This is a genomic window from Sulfitobacter sp. HNIBRBA3233, assembly GCF_040149665.1.
Classification (GTDB): Bacteria; Pseudomonadota; Alphaproteobacteria; order Rhodobacterales; family Rhodobacteraceae; genus Sulfitobacter; species Sulfitobacter marinivivus.
In genome coordinates this window covers 2,587,518-2,605,816 of sequence record NZ_JBEFLP010000001.1, presented here as the reverse complement: position 1 = coordinate 2,605,816, position 18,299 = coordinate 2,587,518, and the positions used below count along the sequence as shown (strand labels likewise).

The window sequence follows — 18,299 nt, the reverse complement described above, 5'->3', positions numbered from 1 at the left end:
GCAGGAGGGGGGCTGGCCCCCCTGCACCACCTGCCTCACACGATTCAGCCCGCGGTCCGCTCCCCGAAAATCGCAGATCCGACACGCACATGGGTCGCACCCAGCGCGATCGCACGTTCGAAATCGCCACTCATCCCCATGGAAAGCCCCTTCAGGCCGTTGCGCTCGGCGATCTTCGCAAGCAAGGCGAAATGCAGGCTGGGTTCCTCTTCGACGGGGGGAATGCACATCAACCCCTCCAGCGTCAGGTCCATGTCACGGCAGCTGGCGATGAAGTCATCCGCCTCGGCGGGCAGCACGCCTGCCTTCTGCTCTTCCTCACCCGTATTCACCTGAACGAACAGCTTGGGGCACTGGCCCATCTCCTGCGCCAGCCGGGCAATGGTTTTCGCCAGTTTCGGGCGGTCCAGCGTGTGGATGGCCTGCGCCAGCTCCATCGCCTGCCGGGCCTTGTTGGTCTGCAAGGGGCCGATCAGATGCAGCTCGATCCCGTCGAACCGCTCCCTGAAATCGGGCCATTTGCCCGCCGCCTCCTGCACGCGGTTCTCCCCGAACACCCGGTGTCCGGCCTCCAGAACCGCCGCCACACGCTCGTTGGGCTGCACCTTGCTCACCGCGATCAGCGTGGTGTCTCCAGCGGCACGGCCCGCGGCCTCTTCGGCCTTCGCGATACGGTCTGATATATCCTGCAACGTCATCGGTCACCTCCAGGGGTCTAGAGATAACAGTCGGACGCAAAAGAAAAGGGGCGAACCCGAAGGTCCGCCCCAAACTTCTTAACTACGATGGCTCAACTTAGAAGTTGAAGCGCACACCGAAGTCAACCAGCGTCACGTCGGCACCGTTGGAGGATACACCGCCGCGCAGCGATGTACCGCCGCCCAGGTCGTGGTTGAAGTCGATACCGTAGGATGTTTCAGCGAAGTAATCCGCGTCAGCAACGTAGACTTCGACGTTTGTGGCTGCGCCAACGTCAAAGCGGCCTGCCAGAACCCAGTGGTCGCCGGATGTGCCGTTGTCGGCATATGCCAGTGTCACGTCGGCGATGCCGAAGGAACCACCAACCGAAGCTGCGAACTCGGTGTCTGTCGCGCTGTCGGAGTCCTGAGCAGCCAGAGCGAATGTCCAGCCGTTCCATGTGTACGCTGCGTGTGCGGCGATACGGTCGTTGATGTCGGAAGCCGACACGTGAACCGAGAAGTCGCCTGCGGAGTACAGAACTTCAACACCGTTTGCACCGGCTGCGCCGTTGCCGTCGGAGTCGTATGCGTCGCCGCGGAAGTTGTACGCGGTGTAGTCATAGGAGTGACCGGTCAGACCCAGATCGATGGGGTACATGCCAGGCATGAATTCCAGCGCGCCGAAGATGTTGCCAACGCCGACTTCCAGGCCACCGGAACGTGCGAAGAAGCGAACGCCGTTGATGCCTGTTTCTTCGCGGTCACCGCGGAAGTCTGGTGTGCCGTCGCCGTCGATGTCACGACCGACGTTTGCGGAAGAGGCCGCACCGTCGTTGTCCTGCTGGATACGAGCGCGTGCACCGAATGTCACACCTGCGTCGGATTCTGCTGTCGCGTCGATCTGCAGACGGAAGCGGCTTGTGATGTCTGTGGAGTCGCCAGCGGCGTTGTCCACGTAGAGGATACCAAAACGGCCGTAGCCGCCAAAGGTAACGTCTGCTGCTGCAACGCCAGCTGTGGCAACCAGAGCTGTTGTTGCGAAGAGAACTTTTTTCATGAGTTTTCCCTCGGTTTGAATTCATAAGACCCGACCGGGGAATTCCGATCTAGGTATGAGGGTCTTTTGCTCTTCACCCCGCGTTTTGGCAAGCAAACGCGAACATTGCCCAAAACTGCGCTCAATGTTGGTGCAGCTTTGCCACAGTTTTGCGTCACACCCCCGCCGCAGCCCGCTGCGCGCACGTCCGGCAGGCCAGAAAACAGCGGTTTTCACTATAATACATATAGCTTGCCCCGCATGGCCCGCTTGGGTATTCCATAGCCAATCAGGATAAAGGTGGCGGTCATGGGGCGCAGACAGGTACTCAATTTCGCGGTGATGGCGGTAGCGCTCGGCGCTGTCGCGGCCTGCGGCGGCAGATTCGGCTCTCCGGCAACGGAGCGGCCCGGCTACTATAACAACCCCAACAATCCCGGCACGATCGAAACCAACCCCGACAACACGATCTGGTCGCTTCTCAACAAGAAGAACACCGAAACCACGGTCAAGGTGAACAAGTATCTATGGTCCGCCTCGCTCGAAGTGCTGAACTTCCTGCCGGTGCAGTCTGTCGATCCCTTCACCGGTGTCATCGTGACAGGCTACGGCACACCGCCCGGCGGCGGGCGTGCCTACCGCGCCACGGTCCTGATCGACGACCCCGCGCTCGATGCCCGGTCCCTGAACCTGGCGCTGCAATCGCGGGGCGGCCCTGTCAGCCGCGCCACCGCCCGCGCTGTCGAAGACGCCATTCTGTCGCGGGCCCGTGAAATGCGGATCGCCGACAACCGCCTCTAGCCTACCGTTCGCCCACATATTCCATTCTCTCCATCGCAACGCCGGGCAGTCGTGACACGCACGCGCTCGGCGGATTGCGTAAAAAGGCCCGACAATGACCCGCTACACCCCGTCCGAGATCGAATCCCGCTGGCAGGCCGCTTGGGAAAAGCACGAGATTTTCCGCGCCACCCGCAGTGCCGACAAGCCCAAGTATTACGTGCTCGAGATGTTCCCCTACCCCTCTGGGCGCATCCACATGGGCCATGTGCGCAACTACACGATGGGCGACGTGATCGCGCGCTACAAACTGGCGCGCGGCTTCAATGTGCTGCACCCGATGGGCTGGGATGCCTTCGGTCTCGCCGCCGAAAACGCGGCCATGCAAAAGGGCATCCACCCCGGCACATGGACCTACCAGAACATCGAGGACATGAAGAGCCAGCTGAAGCCGCTGGGCTTCTCGCTCGACTGGTCGCGCGAGATCGCGACATGCCATCCCGAATACTACCGCCACCAGCAGGCGATGTTCATCGACATGATCGAGGCCGGCCTGATCTACCGCAAGAACGCGGTGGTCAACTGGGATCCGGTCGACATGACGGTTCTGGCCAACGAACAGGTCGAGAACGGGCGCGGCTGGCGCTCGGGCGCGCTGGTGGAGCGGCGCGAGCTCACGCAGTGGTTCTTCCGCATCTCCGACTACTCCGAGGAACTTCTCTCCGCCCTCGACAGGCTCGAAAACTGGCCCGCCAAGGTACGCCTGATGCAAGAGAACTGGATCGGCAAGTCGCGTGGCCTGCAATTTGCCTTTTCCACCATTGATGCGCCTGACGGCCACGACCGGATCGAGGTCTACACCACACGTCCCGACACCCTGCTGGGCGCAAGCTTTGTCGGCATCTCGCCCGATCACCCGCTTGCCAAGACGCTGGAGCGTGACAACCCCGCAGTCGCGGATTTCGTCGCCGAATGCCGCAAGGGCGGCACCACCGAGGAAGCGATCGAAACCGGCGAGAAGCTGGGCTTCGATACCGGCATCCGCGTGCGCCATCCCTTCGACACCTCCCATGAGCTGCCCGTCTACATCGCCAACTTCATCCTGATGGACTACGGCACCGGTGCGATCTTCGGCTGTCCGGCGCACGACCAGCGCGATTTCGAATTCGCCACCAAATACGGCCTGCCGATCATCTCGACCTTCCTGCCGTCGGAGGATGCCGACGAAGAGCTCTTTGTCGCCTATGTCCCGCCGAAGACCGAAAAGGTCTTCTACAACCGCGGCTTCGCGGGCGAGCAGTGGCAGACGGGGGCAGAGGCCGTCCTGGCCGCCATCGCGTTCTGCGAATCCAAGGGTGTCGGCCAAGGCGTGACCAAATACCGCCTGCGCGACTGGGGCCTGTCGCGCCAGCGCTACTGGGGCTGCCCGATCCCGGTGGTGCATTGCGACGCCTGCGGCGTGGTGCCCGAGCGAAAGGAAAACCTGCCCGTCAAACTGCCCGAGGATGTCACCTTCGACATTCCCGGCAACCCGCTGGACCGTCATGACGCGTGGCGCAACGTGCCCTGCCCCGCCTGCGGCAAGGACGCCAAGCGCGAGACGGACACGATGGACACCTTTGTCGATTCGTCTTGGTACTACGCGCGTTTCACCGCGCCGCGCGCCGAAACGCCGACGGTCATGGAAGACGCGCAGTACTGGATGAACGTCGACCAGTACATCGGCGGCGTGGAGCACGCGATCCTGCACCTGCTCTATGCCCGCTTCTTCGCCCGCGCGATGCAGATCACGGGGCACCTGCCCGAGTCGGCGATCGAACCCTTCGATGCGCTCTTTACCCAAGGAATGGTGACCCACGCGATCTATCGCAGCAAGGGGCCCGAGGGGCGCCCGGTGTTCCACTTCCCCGAAGAGGTCGAGCTGCAGGGCGACCGCGCGGTGCTCAGGGAAACCGGCATGGAGGTCGAGGTCATCCCCTCCGCCAAGATGTCGAAATCCAAGAACAACGTGGTCGACCCGCTCAACATCATCTCGTCCTTCGGGGCCGATACCGCCCGCTGGTTCGTGCTCAGCGATTCGCCCCCCGAACGCGACGTGGAATGGACCGCGTCGGGTGCGGAAGCCGCCTATAAACACCTCGGACGGGTCTGGAGCCTTTCGGACCGGATCGCCGCGATGAGCGACGGAGCCGCAGGCGAGGGGGACGAAGAGCTTTTGCGCGCGATGCACAAGACGATCCACGATGTGACCATGGGGGTCGAATCCTTCGGCTTCAACGCTGCCATCGCCAAGCTCTACGGTTTCACCGCGACCCTGCAGAAATCCAAAGCCTCCAAGGCCGCGCAACGTGAGGCCGTCATGACGCTGGCGCAACTGATGTCGCCGATGACACCGCATCTGTCCGAAGAGATCTGGTCCGCACAGGGTGGCGAGGGCCTGATTGCCACCGCCCCGTGGCCCACGGCGGACGAGGCGATGCTGGTCGACGATACCGTCACCCTGCCGATTCAGGTCAACGGCAAGCGGCGCGCGGAAATACAGGTGCCCGCCGACATGGACAAGGCCGAGATCGAAAAGCTCGCCCTTGCCCACGAGGCGGTTGTCCGTACACTCGACGGGGCAACCCCGAAGAAGGTGATCGTTGTGCCCGGCCGGATCGTGAATGTCGTTGCTTGACCGCCGCAGCCTGCTGCGCCTTGCCCTGCCGCTTGCGGCTCTGGGGTTGGGTGCCTGCGGCTTTACGCCCGTCTACGCGCCCGGCGGCGCCGGTGCGGCCCTGCGCGGACAGGTTCTGGTGCAGGAACCGACAACACAGCCCGGCTATCTTCTGGCGCGCCAGCTCGAAACGCGTCTGGGGCGCAGCAATCCGGCCGCGCGCTACGCGCTCGACATGACGCTCGACGTGGCCGAAGAAGGGCTCGCCATCAACAGCGCGGGCGACATCACGCGCTACAACCTGATCGGCGAGGCGGGCTTTGCCCTGCGCGATACCACCACCGGCAGCATCGTGACCTCGGGCGACGTGCGCAACTTCACCGCCTATTCCGCCACCGGCACCACCGTGGCGACGCTTGCTGCCGAACGCGACGCGGTTGAGCGGCTGATGACCATCCTCGCCGACCAGATCGTCGCGCGGCTGTTCACCACGGCCCTGCCCGCATGAAACTGAACCGCCGCGACGCGACCGCCCTGATCGCCAAGCCCCCCGCCGACAGGCTGGGACTGCTTGTCTTCGGATCGGACGCGATGCGCGTGGCGATCAAGCGGCAGGAATACCTGCGCGCCCTTCTCGGTCCCGCCGCCGACGAGGAAATGCGCCTCACACGCATCCCCGCCGCCGATCTGCGCCGCGAACCGGCGCTGCTGAACGACGCGATCAAGGCGGTCGGATTTTTCCCCGGCCCCCGCGCCGCCTTTGTCGAGGACGCCACCGAACAGGTGGCCGGTGCGGTCCTCGATGCGCTGTCGGACTGGCAGCCGGGCGATGCCCAGATCGTCGTCAGCGCGGGCGATCTGAAAAAGACGTCGAAACTGCGCAAGGCCTTCGAAAGCCACCCCAATGCCTACGCGTTGGCGATCTACGACGATCCCCCCGACCGCGCCGAGATCGCGCGCCTGCTGGCCGACACCGGACTGCAGGCCGAAGGCAGCGTCATGGCGGCACTCGAGGATCTCGCGCGCACGCTCGATCCCGGTGACTTTCGCCAGACCCTCGAGAAACTGTCGCTCTACAAGCTCAGCACCCCGAATGATCCGGTCACGCTGGACGATATCGCCGCCTGTGCCCCCGCGTCCGTCGAGGCGGGCGTGGACGACATTCTCAACGTCGTGGCCGAGGCGCAGTCGGCCAAGATCGGCCCGCTGATGCGCCGCCTGCAAAGCCAGGGTGTGAACGCGGTGACACTCAGCATCATGGCGATGCGCCACTTTCGCACCCTGCACCGCGTGGCCTGTTCACCCGGCGCGCCGATCTACGGCGTGCGCGACCGCGACCGCGTGGCGCGGCAGGCGCGCGCGTGGGGCACGGCCAAGCTGGAGAATGCGCTGACAATGCTGACCGATACCGATCTGCAACTGCGCTCCGCCGGGCAAACCGCCCCTGCGCTGGCCATCATCGAGCGGCTTTTCATCCGCCTCGCGATGTATGGCGCGACCTGAAACCAACGGGAGGAAAGACATGTACAAACTGATCGGCGCAGCCCAGACACGGGCGTTCCGCGTGATGTGGATGCTCGAGGAACTGGGCCAGCCCTTCGATCTGGTTCCGGCCAAGCCGCGCTCGCCCGAAGCGATGGAGTACAATCCCTCCGGCAAGGTGCCGGCGCTTCTGGACGGTGATGAATTGCTGACCGATTCTGTCGCGATCATGCAATATCTCGCGGACAAGCACGGCGCGCTGACGGCACCGGCGGGCACAATCGCGCGGGCCCGTCAGGACGCGATGCTGTTCTGGCTGATCGATGAATTCGACGCGATCCTGTGGGCCGCGGCCAAGCACAGCTTTGTCTTCCCCGAAGACCAGCGCGTGCCCGCGATCAAGGACAGCCTCAAGGCGGAGTTTGCCCGCACCTCCGGCCAGCTGTCCGAACGGCTGCAGGGGCCGTTCCTGATGGGCGAAGAGATCACCGTGCCGGACCTGCTGGCCGTGCATTGCATCAACTGGTCCATCGGCGCGGGATTCCCTGCGGTGGACGACAAGCTTGGCACATGGGCCGCCGGCCTGCGCAAGCGCGACGCGTTCAAGGCCGCAAAGGCACGCGGCGCCTGAGAGGGGCGTTCAGCCCATCGCCGCGGCTGCGTGGCGACCGGCCCATAACCCGGTCGCCATACAGGCGGTGATCAGATAGCCGCCGGTCGGCGCTTCCCAGTCCAGCATCTCTCCGGCGGCGAAAACACCCGGCAATGCGCGAATGCCCAGCCCCTCGTCCAGCCCCGCCCACGCGATGCCACCGGCGGTGGAGATCGCCTCGTCCAGCGGGCGCAGCCCCGCGTGGTGCAACGGCAGCGCCTTGACCAACCCCGCCAGTGCCGCCGCGTCGTCGGGCAGCGGATGCGCCATTTCCTGCAACAGCGCGATTTTCACCGGATCGAGACGCAGGGTTTTGCGCAGATGGTTCGACAGCGTGGCTTTGCCGCGGGGGCGTGACAGCCTTTGGGCGATCTGCGCGGCCGGCAGGTCGGGGGCGAGATCAACCACCAGCGGATGCCCTTCGCGCAGGCCGCGGCTGACGCTGTAGATACCGCCCCCTTCGAGCCCGCGCCGGGAGATCACCGCCTCCCCGCGCGAGGTATAGGGGCCGCAGGCCAGCGAGATGGATTTCAGCGCGGCCCCGAAGTGGCGCGTCATATGATCCGACCAGGCCATCGCCACCGCCGCGTTCGCGGGCGCGAAGGGTGTCAGAGGCACGCCCCGTCCGGCCAGCAAGCCTGTCCATTCCCCGTCCGACCCCAGCCGCCGCCAGCTTGCGCCCCCGAGCGCCAGAACCGTTGCATCCGCATGAAGGTGCTGCACGCCGGCGGGCGTTTCGAAAGCCAGCGCAGCGCCGTCCCATCCGGTCCAGCGCCAGCGCGTGTTGATCGTGACGCCGCTTGCACCGAGTTGCGCAAGCCAGCGGCGCAGCAGCGGCGAGGCCTTCATCGCCTTCGGGAAGACCCGCGCGGAGCTGCCCGCGAACACCGGCTCTCCCAGATCCTCGGCCCAGCGCATCACCTGCAACGGGCCGAAGGCGTCCAGCATCGGGCGCAGGGGCGGCTGCGCCTCGGCGTAGGCGCGCAGGAAGGCATCGGCGGGTTCGTCTTTCGTCAGGTTCAGACCGGATTTCCCCGCCATCAGGAACTTGCGCCCGACGGAGGGCTTGGCCTCGCAGATCGTGACGGGGTGGCCCGCCTGCGCCAGCGCAGCCGCCGCCATCAGACCGGCGGGGCCGCTGCCGATGACGACCGCGTGGCTCATTCCGGCGCGGCGGGGACAGGGCCGCCCTTGATTTCGACGACGCGGTGCGGATAGGGGATCTCGATCCCCTCGTCGCGCAGCGCGTTCCAGATCAGGAACAGCACGTCGGAGGTGTATTTGTTCGGGCCATCGTCGATGCCGTTGACCCAGAATTCCACCGCGAAATCTATGCCGCTGTCGCCAAAGCCGCGCAATTCGCAATCGGGGGGATAGGGCTCCGACAGCACTTCGGGATGGGTCGCCACGGCCCGTTCGATGATACCCGGAACGCGGTTGATGTCGGTGTCGTAGCTCACGCTGAACGGCGCCTCGTAGCGGTTGGCAGAACCGGAGTCGGAATAGTTCACCACGCGGGTGACGATGAAATCCTCGTTCGGGACCACGATCCAGCGGCCATCGTAGGTTTCCAGAATGATCGCGCGGGCGGTCATCTTGACGATGGTGCCCGCCTCGCCCCCGTCGAGTTCGACGAAATCGCCAACGGTCGCCTGACCCTCGACCAGCAGAATCACCCCGGAGATGAAATTCGACGCGATCTTTTGCAGGCCGAAACCCAGACCGACACCGATGGCACCGCCCAGCACCGCAAGAGTGCTGAGGTTGATGCCCATGATGTTCATCAGCAGGATGAAGGCGATCGCGAAGATCGCGAATTCGACGGTCTTGATCAGCAACTGCCGGATCGACGGGCGCATTTCCCGCTGCTTTTCGATCACCGCGACGGTCTGCTGGTTCGACCATTGCCCGAGCCAGAACAGCAGCGACCCCGCGATCAGGCCGCGCACGATCGAGATCAGCGAAAAGCGGATGTTGCCGACACCGACGACGGTTTCGGACAGTTGCAGCACCACCGTGTCGAGCAGCCCCACAGCGTAGAGCGCGGCGATGGGCAGCAGGATGAAACGGCCCAGCAGCTTGAGAAACGGATCGTTGAGAATGTCGCGCACGAAGATGCGCGCGGCCAGCAGAAGGAACAGCCGCTTGCCGAAGGCAATGACCGCCCCGCTTTCAAAGATCGAGCGGATCACCTGTTCGCCGATCCCGGTCAGCGCATAGGCCAGCAACGGCAGGATCAGGGGCAGAAAGCGCAGGATGAACCGGCGCGGGGCCGAAAAGATGCCACGCCGTTCGCCGGGGTCGATCAGGGAGCTGAGCGCGGGGCGCATCCGGCGCGCGATGACCACCGCCAGCAGGTAGGCCACCACGAGAACCGCGAATTGCGACCATGCCGCGGGGCTGAGCAGCCAGCCAAGTGCCAGCTCGTACCCCTGAATGGCGTAGCCCGCGATCTGCTGGACGATCGGCGGAAACGCGGTGAGATCGAAATCCATGGGCATCCCTTGCCTTGCTGCGCGACCGTACCACTCTATTGGCGCAGCCCCGTTTCAGGATCAAGCCCTTGGCCCGCACGCTGGACACACCGACCGATGATCCGATCTGCCCGCTGTGTCTGCGGCCGATCCCGCCGGGTGTGCCGCAAAGCCTGCACCACCTGATTCCTAAGCTGAAAGGGGGAAAGGGCGGACCGACGGTTCTGATGCACCACATCTGCCACCGCGAGGTCCACGCCAGCCTGACCGAGGCCGAGCTGGCGCGCGACTATCACACGCCCGAAGCGCTGCGTTCGCATCCGAGGCTGGAGAAATTCGCCAAATGGGTGAGCAAACGTCCGCCATCGTTCAAATCAAAGGTTCCGGGTGGCATGCGCAAGCGCTGAAGCCGTGCTAGTCTGCCCGCAAAACGGGGCATGACCCCCAACAAACCGGAGCAGCAGCCATGCGTATTCTTGTCCTTCTGGGTGTCCTTCTGACCCTCGCAGCCTGCGATGTGCCTTTCGTGCCGCTGATCTGACGCGGCCGGGGCACGGTTACCCGTGGGTAACTTTGCCATTTATTATCAATAGGTTAACGCGCCTCCCGGCTGTCACGCCCGGCCGGTGCACATCCGTTTGATGGCCCGTGCGATCTCGGGGTCGGCGGCGACGGTATCGGCGCAGAGCGCGCGGGCCGTTTCGATCAGCGATTCGGGATCGACGATACGGTCGATCAGCCCGATCGAGAGCGCCTCGTCGGAGAGGATCTTCTGCCCGCCCATCAGGATCAGCTTGGCGCGGGCCGGGCCGGTGAGCGCCGCCATGCGCGCCGGATCGCTGGGTTGTGGCAGGAAGCCCAGTTTCATCACCGGATAGAAGAATTTCGCTCCCGGTACGGCGATGCGCATGTCGCAGGCAAGCGCCATGCCCATCGCGCCGCCCGCCAGCGTCCCGTTCAGCGCCGCGATGGTCAGCCCCGGCAGTTGAGCGATGGCGCCCGACAGACGCTCCCAGAGATCGGAGGTGGCGAGGCCCGCGCGGGCGGCATCGAGGTCCGCACCGGCGCTGAAGATCTTGCCACGGCCCGTCAGGATAACGGCGCGCGCGTCGCCCGCGCGCTCCATGATCTCGCACAGCTCGACCAGCATATCCTCGGTCAGCGCGTTCGCCTTGTCGGGCCGGTTCAGCGTGACGGTCCAGATGCCGCCGTCCTGCGCCAGTTCGATCATGTCAGGCCCACCTTGCTGCGGATATCTTCGTCGCGCAGCGAGATTTCGTCGCCGCACCAGTCATCCGCCTCGGGCGAGCACATCCAGAGCAGGCATTTCGCGGGCCAGTCGGCGGGGATGTGGGTCTCCCAGTCCAGCTGGCTGACCGGATTGATCCCCGACGCCTTGATCTTGCGCTGCATTTCGGTGGCCACGGTGCCCGGTGACAGGCCGATGGCGCGGATGCCGTTGGCGTGTTCTTCGAGGTGCAGCGCGCGGTTGAACATGTTGACCGCCGCCTTGGAGGCGCAATAGGCGCTCCAGGCTTCGATGGCGTTATGGGCAGCACCCGAGCTGATCGTCAGGACCGAACCACCGCCGTTTGCCCGCAGCGCAGGCAGCGCCGCGCGCACCCCGTAAAAGACACCTTTGACGTTGATGTCGATCAGCTGTCCCCATGCGTCGGGGTCGGCATCGGCGATGTGGCTGATCGGCTCGACAACACCCGCGTTGTTGATCAGCACATCCAGCCCGCCGAAGGCGCTGACGGTGGTTTCCACCGCCGAGGAGAGTTCGGAAAAGCGCGCGACATTGCAGGGGATGGCGATGGCCTGCTGGCCGATTTCACCCGCCAGCGTGGCGATATCGTCCTGGCTGCGCGCCAGAAGGGCCACGTTCGCGCCCGCCTTGGCGAAAACCCGCGCGGCTTCGGCCCCGATGCCACGGCTTGCGCCGGTAATCATTACGGTCTTTCCGGTCATATCCATCGTGTGTCTCCCTGTGTTCTGCGCCCGCGCCGGGGGCGCGTTTTGCCCTTGGTATCCAATGCGACGCGCCGGGGCCAGCCCATGGCGCGCGAAGCCGCCCCTTGACCCCACCGCCGCTTTGGCAGAGCCTTTGCCCGTTGATTTGATGCAAAGGATATTTCACCGATGACACGCGCGCGTACTCTTACCGGCAGCACGGCTCTCGGGCTGGTGTTTCTTGCAACCTCCGCCGCCGCAGACCTGACGGCCGCCGACGTCTGGGGCGATTGGCGCAGCTACATGCAGGGCATGGGATACGTCGTGACCGCGACCGAAACCGCGCGGGGCGATACCCTCGCGGTGACGGGCATCGCTGTCGCTCTGGCCCCGGATGCGGCCGATGGGCAGGACATGACGATGACGCTGGGCAGTCTGGAATTCGTCGAGGCCAGCGATGGCACTGTCGAGGTCGTGATGCCCGACACGATTCCGGTCACGATCCGCATGACCAACGAGGAACTGGGCCAGCCCGCGACGATCAACATGACCTACACGCAATCGGGTCAGCGCATGATCGCCAGCGGCACCCCCGAGGCGATGCAATACGACTATTCCGCCGACAGCTTTGCCGTCGCCCTGAGCAATCTGTCACTGGAGACGGATGATGAAGAGGCCGCCGCCGCCGCCGAAAGCGCGCGGTTCACCCTCTCGGGGCAGAACCTGCTGTCGACCACCGGCGTCACGGTCGCGCAGGTGCGGCAGTACGTGCAGAACATGACCTTTGACAATTTCGTCTACGATGCGTTTTTCCAGTCGCCCGACGGCCCGGACCAGATGGCGCTGAACCTGACCGCAAACAAGATCGAGCTTGGCGGAACCAGCGCTCTGCCCGCCGATCCGATCGCCTCCGCTGGCGACATCACCGCCATGCTCGACGCGGGTTTTGCCTTTGACGGGACGATCCGCAGCGAAGGCGCGCAGACCAACATCGACCTGACCGGCAGCGACGGGCAGAGCAAGATTACCACCGGATCGGCCAACGCCACCTTCGGCGTCGCGATGACCCCCGACGGCATCCGCTACGACATCGCATCGCAAGAGGTGGCGATGGCCGCACAGTTTGCCGGGTTCCCGCTGCCGCTGTCGGCGTCGATGGCGCAAAGCGGTTTCACCCTGCGGGCACCGGTTCTGAAGGGTGAGGACGCGCAGGATTTCGCACTGGGCTTCAACCTGACGGAGCTGGACCTGCCGGACATGATCTGGGGCATGGTCGATCCGCAGGGGCAATTGCCGCACGACCCCGCCACGGTTGCACTGGATCTGACCGGCAAGGTGAAGCTGCTGTACGATTTCCTCGACCCGCAGGTCGCGGCGAACATGGCGCCCGGTACCGTGCCGGGCGAGATCGAGCGTGTGACGATCAACGACCTGACCGTCGACGCCGTGGGCGCCGAGGTGAATGCCACCGGCGATGTCGCCTTTGACAACACCGACAAGACCACCTTGCCGGGCTTTCCCAAGCCAGTCGGCGAGATCAACATAGATCTTGCAGGCGCCAATGCGCTGCTGGAAAAACTGGCGGCGATGGGGCTCATCCCTGCGGATCAGGCGATGGGTGCGCGGATGATGATGGGGCTTTTCGCGGTGCCGGGCGACGCGCCCGACACGCTGAAATCCACCATCACCTTCAGCGAAGACGGCCGCATTCTCGCCAACGGGCAGCAGATCAGGTAGCCGCCCGCAGGCCCCGCCTCCGCCGCGCAAACCTGCGCCGGGGGTGCCGCCCGCGCCTTTTTGTCGGGCGCGGAGCGATCTTAGCGACGCGGGGCGCGTCAATATCACCCCCTGCCCTTGCGGCAGGGGCGGGGCGCCGCTACCTCTTTGCCGACCCCGGGGACAGGAGATCATCACATGACGCAGGCGCTAGACACGCTGACCGCGCAATTGCTGGACGCGGCGAAAGCCGCCGGAGCGGACAGTGCCGACGCCATGGCCGTGCGCGGGACATCCATGTCCGTGGATGTCCGTGGCGGCACGCTGGAAGAAGCGCAGCGCGAGGAAAGCACCGATATCGGCCTGCGGGTCTTCGTGGGCCAGCGCAGTGCCATCGTCTCGGCCTCGGATACGTCCTCGCGCACGGTCGATGAAATGGCCACCCGCGCGGTCGCCATGGCGCGCGAGGCTCCTGAGAACCCCTTTGCCGGTCTGGCCGAGCCTGCGCAGCTTGCCCGCGACACGGATGCCGCGGCGCTAGAGCTGCACGATCCGGCGGAGGAGCCTTCGCCCGAGGCATTGCAGGAGGATGCCGCAACGGCGGAAGCGGCGGCGCTGGAGGTTGCGGGCGTCAGCCAGGTGCAGGGGTCGAGCGCGGGCTACGGCGCGCGGGAGGTCCATCTGGCGGCGAGCAACGGCTTCGCGGGCGGTTACCGCCGCACCGATCGCGGCATCAGCTGTGTTGCGATTTCGGGCACCGGCACCGGGATGGAGCGCGATTACGACGGCGACAGCCGCATCTTCCAGTCCGATCTGCGCCGCCCGGAGGAAATCGGCCGCCGCGCCGCCGAACGCGCGGTCGAACGCAGCGGCGCGCGCCGCCCCAAGACGGGCCGCTATCCGGTGCTGTTCGACGAACGGGTCGCCAGCACGCTGATCGGCCATCTGCTGGGCGCGATCAACGGCAGCGCCATCGCGCGCGGCGCGTCCTACCTGCGCGGCGCCATGGGAGAAGCCGTGCTGCCCGAGGGCCTGTCGCTGATCGAGGATCCGCACCGTCCGCGCGCCACCGGATCGCGCCCCTTCGATGCCGAAGGGCTGCCCACCGCGCGCCGTGCCATCGTCGAGAACGGCATCCTGCAAGGCTGGACGCTGGATCTGGCGACCGCACGCCAGCTGGGCCTGCCGTCGACCGCGAACGCGGGGCGCGGCACCGGATCACAGCCCTCGCCCAGCACATGGAACGTCAGCCTGACGCAAGGCAGCGCCAGCCGTGCCGAGCTGCTGCGCGACATGGGAACCGGTCTGCTGGTCACGTCGATGATCGGATCGACCATCAACCCCAACACCGGCGATTATTCACGGGGTGCTGCGGGGTTCTGGGTGGAAAACGGCGAGATTACCTATCCCGTCAATGAATGCACCATCGCCGGCAACCTGCGCGACATGCTGCTGTCGATCGTACCGGCGAATGACGCGCGCACGCACCTCAGCCGCGTGGTGCCATCGCTTCTGGTGCCGGGGATGACCCTTGCCGGCGACTGACCTGCCCCTCCTGATCGACGCGGCGCGGCTGGCGGCGAAAGTCTCGACCAGTTTCAGCGGGACGCGCGCGGAGCGCTGGGAGAAACCCGGCGACGCAGGGCCGGTGACCGAGGCCGATCTGGCGGTGGACCGGCTGCTGCGCGACGTGCTGACGACCGCGCGGCCCGGCTATGGCTGGCTGTCGGAAGAATCGGGCGACGCCACCCACCGCAGCGGCCACGAGCGGATCTTCATCATCGATCCCATCGACGGCACCCGCAGCTTTGTCGAAGGCGCGGATACCTGGGCGCATGCGCTGGCGGTGGCCGAACGCGGCGTCGTCACGGCGGCGGTGATCTACCTGCCCTTGCGCGAGCTTTTGTATTCCGCCGCACTGGGGCAGGGCGCGTGGCTGAACGGCGTGCCGATCCGGGCGTCGGGCATCGATGCCTTCGACCGCGCGACCGTGCTGGCGGCGAAACCCGCGCTCGACGGGACACTCTGGCGGGGCGGGGCGGCGCCATCGTTCAAACGCGCCTACCGCCCGTCGCTGGCCTACCGGCTGGGGCTGGTGGCCGAGGCGCGGTTCGACGCGATGCTCACGCTCCGGCGCAGCTGGGAATGGGACATCGCCGCCGGTGCGCTGATCGTCGAGGAAGCGGGCGGGCGATGCAGCAACCGCCACGGCGCGCCGCTGCTGTTCAACAACACCGATCCGCGCCTAGACGGGGTGGTGGCGGGCGGCGCGGCGCTGCACGGCGCGATGATCGACGCCCTCGAACCGGTGCCTGCCGCTTGACGCGCGCCCCCGCGCCCGTGCACACACGCAACTGATCCAACCCAAGGGATATGTACGATGACACAAAGACTTCATCTGGTTTTCGGTGGCGAACTGGTCAAACCCAGCGAGAATGTTTTCAAGAACGTCGACGACATTCACATCGTCGGGATCTTTCCCGACTACGCCAGCGCCTATAACGCGTGGAAGACCGAAGCGCAGCGCACGGTGGACAATGCCCACATGCGCTATTTCATCGCCCATCTTCACCGTCTGCGCGACGAGGAAAAGCCGGCGTCGCCCACCGAAGAGCTGGGCTGAGATACATCCATGGCCGGCACGCTCGGACTGACGGCCTACCGCGCGCTGATGCGGCGCGGGGAGGCCACGCTGCCAAAGCGAGACGTGCCGCGCCCGTCGGGCGAGCTGTTGTGGGTGCACTGCGGGACGCCGGACGATTTCATCGCGGTGCAGGATCTGGCCCTGCGCCAGATGAGCAGCCGCGAGGGGCTTTGCGTGCTCATCACCTTTGCCGAGGAGCCGCGCAGCAGCCTGCGCGACCTCGCGGCGGAATATCGGGGCGTGATCCTCGATGTGCTGCCGTCCGAACATCCCGACAGCGTCACGGCGTTTCTGGACCACTGGCAGCCCGATTGCTGCCTTTGGACGTGGGGCGGTCTGCGGCCGAACCTCGTGATCGCCACCTCCGACCGCGATGTCCCGCTGCTGCTGGTGAATGCCGATGCGCACGGGTTCGACCGCCAGCGCGACCGCTGGCTGCCCGATGTCACACGCGCGTTGCTGCCGCGCTTTGCCGCCGTGATGGCCCGCACGCCCGAAGCCGCCCGCAGGCTGACGCAGCTGGGCCTGAACCGGGACGATATCGCGCTGACCGCACCGCTGAGCGCGGGCAGCCAGGCGCTGCCGTGCAACGAGACCGACATCACAGAGCTGGCAGCCGCCTGCGTGGGGCGGCCCATCTGGTTCGCCAACGGGGTCCAGCAGGACGAGCTGCAGACCGTGCTTGCTGCCCACCGGCAGGCGTTGCGCCTGTCGCACCGGTTGCTGCTGATCCTGCGCCCCGCCGGTCGCACGGCCATCGCACTGGCGCATGAACAGGCGCGCGCGCGCGAGTTCCGCACGCTCAGCTGGGACGACGGCCAGTTTCCCGACGAGACGACACAGGTGCTGATCACCGAGGATCTCGCCGATGTCGGGCTTTTCTACCGCATGGCGCCGGTATCGTTTCTGGGTGGATCGCTGGTCGCCGGTGAGTTGGGCTGTGACCCGCTGGAGGCGGCCGCGCTGGGGTCGGCGGTTCTCTACGGCCCGCGGGTGGGGCAATACCTGCAAAGCTATTCGCGGCTTGCCAATGCGGGGGCGGCACGGATCATCAACGACAGTTCCGCCCTCGGCACCGCCGTAACCCGGCTGGTTGCGCCCGATCAGGCGGCGCTGATGGCGCATGCGGGTTGGGAGGTTATCAGCGAAGGCGCGGCGCTGTCGGACCGGATCACCGATCTGGTGCAGGACACGCTGGACACGCAAGCGGGGATGGGCTGATGCGCCCGCCCCGGTTCTGGGACAGCAGGCGGCCCGGTCTGGCCGCGCGGGCGCTGCAACCGCTTGGCGCGCTCTATGCCCGTGCCACGGCGCGGCGGCTGGCCGGGGGCGACCGCGCCCGCGTCGGCGTGCCGGTGATCTGCGTGGGCAACATCAACGCGGGCGGCACCGGCAAGACGCCCACGGTGATCGCGGTGGTCGATCGGCTCCGCGCGCTGCATCTCGAGCCGCATGTGGTCAGCCGGGGATACGGCGGCAGCCTGAAGGGGCCGGTGCGTGTCGATCCGCGCCGCCACCGTGCCTCAGCGGTGGGCGACGAGCCGCTGCTGCTGTCGGCCTTTGCCGAAGTCTGGGTTGCCGAGGACCGCGCGGCGGGCGCCCGCGCGGCTGTCGGCGGCGGCGCAGAAGTGATCGTGCTCGACGACGGCTTCCAGAACCCCGCGCTGGCCCACGACCTGAGCCTTGTCGTGGTCGATGCGGCCCGCGGGTTCGGCAACGGGCTGTGTCTGCCCGCAGGGCCCCTGCGCGAGCCGGTGGAGACCGCGCTGGCGCGGGCCGATCTGCTGGTCTCGATCGGGGAGGCGGCGGCGCAGGAGCGCTTTGCGCAGCTCTGGCCCCTGCCGCCCGCGCTGCCACGGGTCGCGGCAGAGCTGGTGCCGCTGCAAACGGGAATGAACTGGACCGATACACCGATGCTGGCCTTTGCCGGCATTGGCCACCCGGAGAAGTTTTTCGACACGCTGCGCGGTCTGGGCGCGACATTGATCCACGCCGAGCCGCTGGACGATCACCAGCCGCTGACCGGCGCGTTGCTGTCGCGGCTGGACGCGGATGCCCGCGCCGCAGGGGCGCAGCTGGTGACAACGGAAAAGGACGCGGTGCGCCTGCCGCCCGAGTGGCGGATGAAGGTCATCACCCTGCCCGTCCGGTTGCAGATGGATGACGACGCGGCACTGGTAGACGCGCTGAAGCGGGTGACCTCGGAGATCCGCTGACCCGCGAGGT

The 18,299-nt window shown here is 66.1% G+C and carries 18 protein-coding genes; 12 read left to right on the top strand and 6 right to left on the bottom strand.

Annotated elements, in window-relative coordinates; translation table 11 throughout:
- Positions 1-44: 44 nt before the first annotated feature.
- Positions 45-698 (bottom strand): YggS family pyridoxal phosphate-dependent enzyme, encoded by a 654-nt coding sequence (locus ABMC89_RS12745; protein ID WP_349568308.1) that lies wholly within the window; start codon positions 696-698, stop codon positions 45-47.
- 97 nt (positions 699-795) lie between these two features.
- On the bottom strand, positions 796-1,737 hold the full coding sequence (locus ABMC89_RS12740) for a porin (RefSeq protein WP_349568307.1): 942 nt from the start codon (positions 1,735-1,737) through the stop codon (positions 796-798).
- A gap of 288 nt (positions 1,738-2,025) precedes the next feature.
- Between ABMC89_RS12740 and ABMC89_RS12735 the strand changes: the two genes are divergently transcribed.
- The 5 genes from ABMC89_RS12735 to ABMC89_RS12715 all read left to right on the top strand — a co-directional run bounded on the left by ABMC89_RS12735 (position 2,026) and on the right by ABMC89_RS12715 (position 7,265).
- Complete coding sequence (locus ABMC89_RS12735; protein WP_349568306.1) at positions 2,026-2,517, top strand: DUF3576 domain-containing protein; 492 nt, start codon at positions 2,026-2,028, stop codon at positions 2,515-2,517.
- Positions 2,518-2,611: 94 nt separating this feature from the next.
- Positions 2,612-5,173 carry a leucine--tRNA ligase gene (gene leuS / locus ABMC89_RS12730; protein ID WP_349568305.1) on the top strand — a complete coding sequence of 854 codons (2,562 nt, stop codon included), beginning with the start codon at positions 2,612-2,614 and terminating at the stop codon, positions 5,171-5,173.
- A complete protein-coding gene (gene lptE / locus ABMC89_RS12725; RefSeq protein ID WP_349568304.1) occupies positions 5,160-5,660 on the top strand; it encodes an LPS assembly lipoprotein LptE in 501 nt (166 codons plus the stop codon). The genes leuS and lptE overlap by 14 nt, the downstream gene beginning before the upstream one ends.
- Positions 5,657-6,655 carry a DNA polymerase III subunit delta gene (gene holA, locus ABMC89_RS12720; RefSeq protein WP_349568303.1) on the top strand — a complete coding sequence of 333 codons (999 nt, stop codon included), beginning with the start codon at positions 5,657-5,659 and terminating at the stop codon, positions 6,653-6,655. Before lptE ends, holA begins: the two co-directional genes overlap by 4 nt.
- 19 nt (positions 6,656-6,674) lie before the next feature.
- Entirely contained in the window at positions 6,675-7,265 is a 591-nt protein-coding gene (locus ABMC89_RS12715; RefSeq protein ID WP_349568302.1) for a glutathione S-transferase family protein, read from the top strand.
- A gap of 9 nt (positions 7,266-7,274) precedes the next feature.
- Here ABMC89_RS12715 and ABMC89_RS12710 read toward each other — a convergent pair whose 3' ends face one another.
- Entirely contained in the window at positions 7,275-8,450 is a 1,176-nt protein-coding gene (locus ABMC89_RS12710; RefSeq protein WP_349568301.1) for a TIGR03862 family flavoprotein, read from the bottom strand.
- Positions 8,447-9,781: a mechanosensitive ion channel family protein gene (locus tag ABMC89_RS12705; protein ID WP_349568300.1), complete on the bottom strand. Its 1,335-nt coding sequence runs from the start codon at positions 9,779-9,781 to the stop codon at positions 8,447-8,449. The genes ABMC89_RS12710 and ABMC89_RS12705 overlap by 4 nt, the downstream gene beginning before the upstream one ends.
- A gap of 68 nt (positions 9,782-9,849) precedes the next feature.
- Between ABMC89_RS12705 and ABMC89_RS12700 the strand changes: the two genes are divergently transcribed.
- A complete protein-coding gene (locus tag ABMC89_RS12700) occupies positions 9,850-10,167 on the top strand; it encodes an HNH endonuclease (RefSeq protein WP_349568299.1) in 318 nt (105 codons plus the stop codon).
- A gap of 206 nt (positions 10,168-10,373) precedes the next feature.
- On the opposite strand, the gene ABMC89_RS12695 is transcribed toward ABMC89_RS12700, so the two are convergent.
- Both ABMC89_RS12695 and ABMC89_RS12690 read right to left on the bottom strand, forming a co-directional pair.
- The gene (locus tag ABMC89_RS12695; protein WP_349568298.1) at positions 10,374-10,991 is read right to left on the bottom strand and encodes an enoyl-CoA hydratase/isomerase family protein; all 618 of its coding nucleotides are present in this window, start codon (positions 10,989-10,991) and stop codon (positions 10,374-10,376) included.
- Positions 10,988-11,737, bottom strand: a complete 750-nt coding sequence (locus tag ABMC89_RS12690) for an SDR family oxidoreductase (protein ID WP_349568297.1) — start codon at positions 11,735-11,737, stop codon at positions 10,988-10,990. Before ABMC89_RS12690 ends, ABMC89_RS12695 begins: the two co-directional genes overlap by 4 nt.
- A gap of 165 nt (positions 11,738-11,902) precedes the next feature.
- On the opposite strand from ABMC89_RS12690, the gene ABMC89_RS12685 reads away from it, so the two are divergent.
- The 6 genes from ABMC89_RS12685 (at position 11,903) to lpxK (ending at position 18,289) form a co-directional block, all read left to right on the top strand.
- Positions 11,903-13,450 (top strand): DUF2125 domain-containing protein, encoded by a 1,548-nt coding sequence (locus tag ABMC89_RS12685; protein ID WP_349568296.1) that lies wholly within the window; start codon positions 11,903-11,905, stop codon positions 13,448-13,450.
- 177 nt (positions 13,451-13,627) lie between these two features.
- Positions 13,628-14,974, top strand: a complete 1,347-nt coding sequence (locus tag ABMC89_RS12680; RefSeq protein WP_349568295.1) for a TldD/PmbA family protein — start codon at positions 13,628-13,630, stop codon at positions 14,972-14,974.
- The gene (locus tag ABMC89_RS12675) at positions 14,961-15,752 is read left to right on the top strand and encodes an inositol monophosphatase family protein (RefSeq protein WP_349568294.1); all 792 of its coding nucleotides are present in this window, start codon (positions 14,961-14,963) and stop codon (positions 15,750-15,752) included. Before ABMC89_RS12680 ends, ABMC89_RS12675 begins: the two co-directional genes overlap by 14 nt.
- Before the next feature lie 57 nt (positions 15,753-15,809).
- On the top strand, positions 15,810-16,052 hold the full coding sequence (locus tag ABMC89_RS12670; RefSeq protein ID WP_349568293.1) for a DUF4170 domain-containing protein: 243 nt from the start codon (positions 15,810-15,812) through the stop codon (positions 16,050-16,052).
- A gap of 9 nt (positions 16,053-16,061) precedes the next feature.
- Positions 16,062-17,294 (top strand): 3-deoxy-D-manno-octulosonic acid transferase, encoded by a 1,233-nt coding sequence (locus tag ABMC89_RS12665; RefSeq protein ID WP_349568292.1) that lies wholly within the window; start codon positions 16,062-16,064, stop codon positions 17,292-17,294.
- Complete coding sequence (lpxK, locus tag ABMC89_RS12660; RefSeq protein WP_349568291.1) at positions 17,294-18,289, top strand: tetraacyldisaccharide 4'-kinase; 996 nt, start codon at positions 17,294-17,296, stop codon at positions 18,287-18,289. The genes ABMC89_RS12665 and lpxK overlap by 1 nt, the downstream gene beginning before the upstream one ends.
- Positions 18,290-18,299: the final 10 nt, after the last annotated feature.

What these genes read in the sequence shown, in the direction of transcription:
- ABMC89_RS12745 (WP_349568308.1), bottom strand. Translation starts at nt 698, where the DNA reads ATGACGTTGCAGGATATATCAGACCGTATCGCGAAGGCCGAAGAGGCC.
- ABMC89_RS12740 (WP_349568307.1), bottom strand. Translation starts at nt 1,737, where the DNA reads ATGAAAAAAGTTCTCTTCGCAACAACAGCTCTGGTTGCCACAGCTGGC.
- ABMC89_RS12735 (WP_349568306.1), top strand. Translation starts at nt 2,026, where the DNA reads ATGGGGCGCAGACAGGTACTCAATTTCGCGGTGATGGCGGTAGCGCTC.
- leuS (WP_349568305.1), top strand. Translation starts at nt 2,612, where the DNA reads ATGACCCGCTACACCCCGTCCGAGATCGAATCCCGCTGGCAGGCCGCT.
- lptE (WP_349568304.1), top strand. Translation starts at nt 5,160, where the DNA reads ATGTCGTTGCTTGACCGCCGCAGCCTGCTGCGCCTTGCCCTGCCGCTT.
- holA (WP_349568303.1), top strand. Translation starts at nt 5,657, where the DNA reads ATGAAACTGAACCGCCGCGACGCGACCGCCCTGATCGCCAAGCCCCCC.
- ABMC89_RS12715 (WP_349568302.1), top strand. Translation starts at nt 6,675, where the DNA reads ATGTACAAACTGATCGGCGCAGCCCAGACACGGGCGTTCCGCGTGATG.
- ABMC89_RS12710 (WP_349568301.1), bottom strand. Translation starts at nt 8,450, where the DNA reads ATGAGCCACGCGGTCGTCATCGGCAGCGGCCCCGCCGGTCTGATGGCG.
- ABMC89_RS12705 (WP_349568300.1), bottom strand. Translation starts at nt 9,781, where the DNA reads ATGGATTTCGATCTCACCGCGTTTCCGCCGATCGTCCAGCAGATCGCG.
- ABMC89_RS12695 (WP_349568298.1), bottom strand. Translation starts at nt 10,991, where the DNA reads ATGATCGAACTGGCGCAGGACGGCGGCATCTGGACCGTCACGCTGAAC.
- ABMC89_RS12690 (WP_349568297.1), bottom strand. Translation starts at nt 11,737, where the DNA reads ATGGATATGACCGGAAAGACCGTAATGATTACCGGCGCAAGCCGTGGC.
- ABMC89_RS12685 (WP_349568296.1), top strand. Translation starts at nt 11,903, where the DNA reads ATGACACGCGCGCGTACTCTTACCGGCAGCACGGCTCTCGGGCTGGTG.
- ABMC89_RS12680 (WP_349568295.1), top strand. Translation starts at nt 13,628, where the DNA reads ATGACGCAGGCGCTAGACACGCTGACCGCGCAATTGCTGGACGCGGCG.
- ABMC89_RS12670 (WP_349568293.1), top strand. Translation starts at nt 15,810, where the DNA reads ATGACACAAAGACTTCATCTGGTTTTCGGTGGCGAACTGGTCAAACCC.
- ABMC89_RS12665 (WP_349568292.1), top strand. Translation starts at nt 16,062, where the DNA reads ATGGCCGGCACGCTCGGACTGACGGCCTACCGCGCGCTGATGCGGCGC.
- lpxK (WP_349568291.1), top strand. Translation starts at nt 17,294, where the DNA reads ATGCGCCCGCCCCGGTTCTGGGACAGCAGGCGGCCCGGTCTGGCCGCG.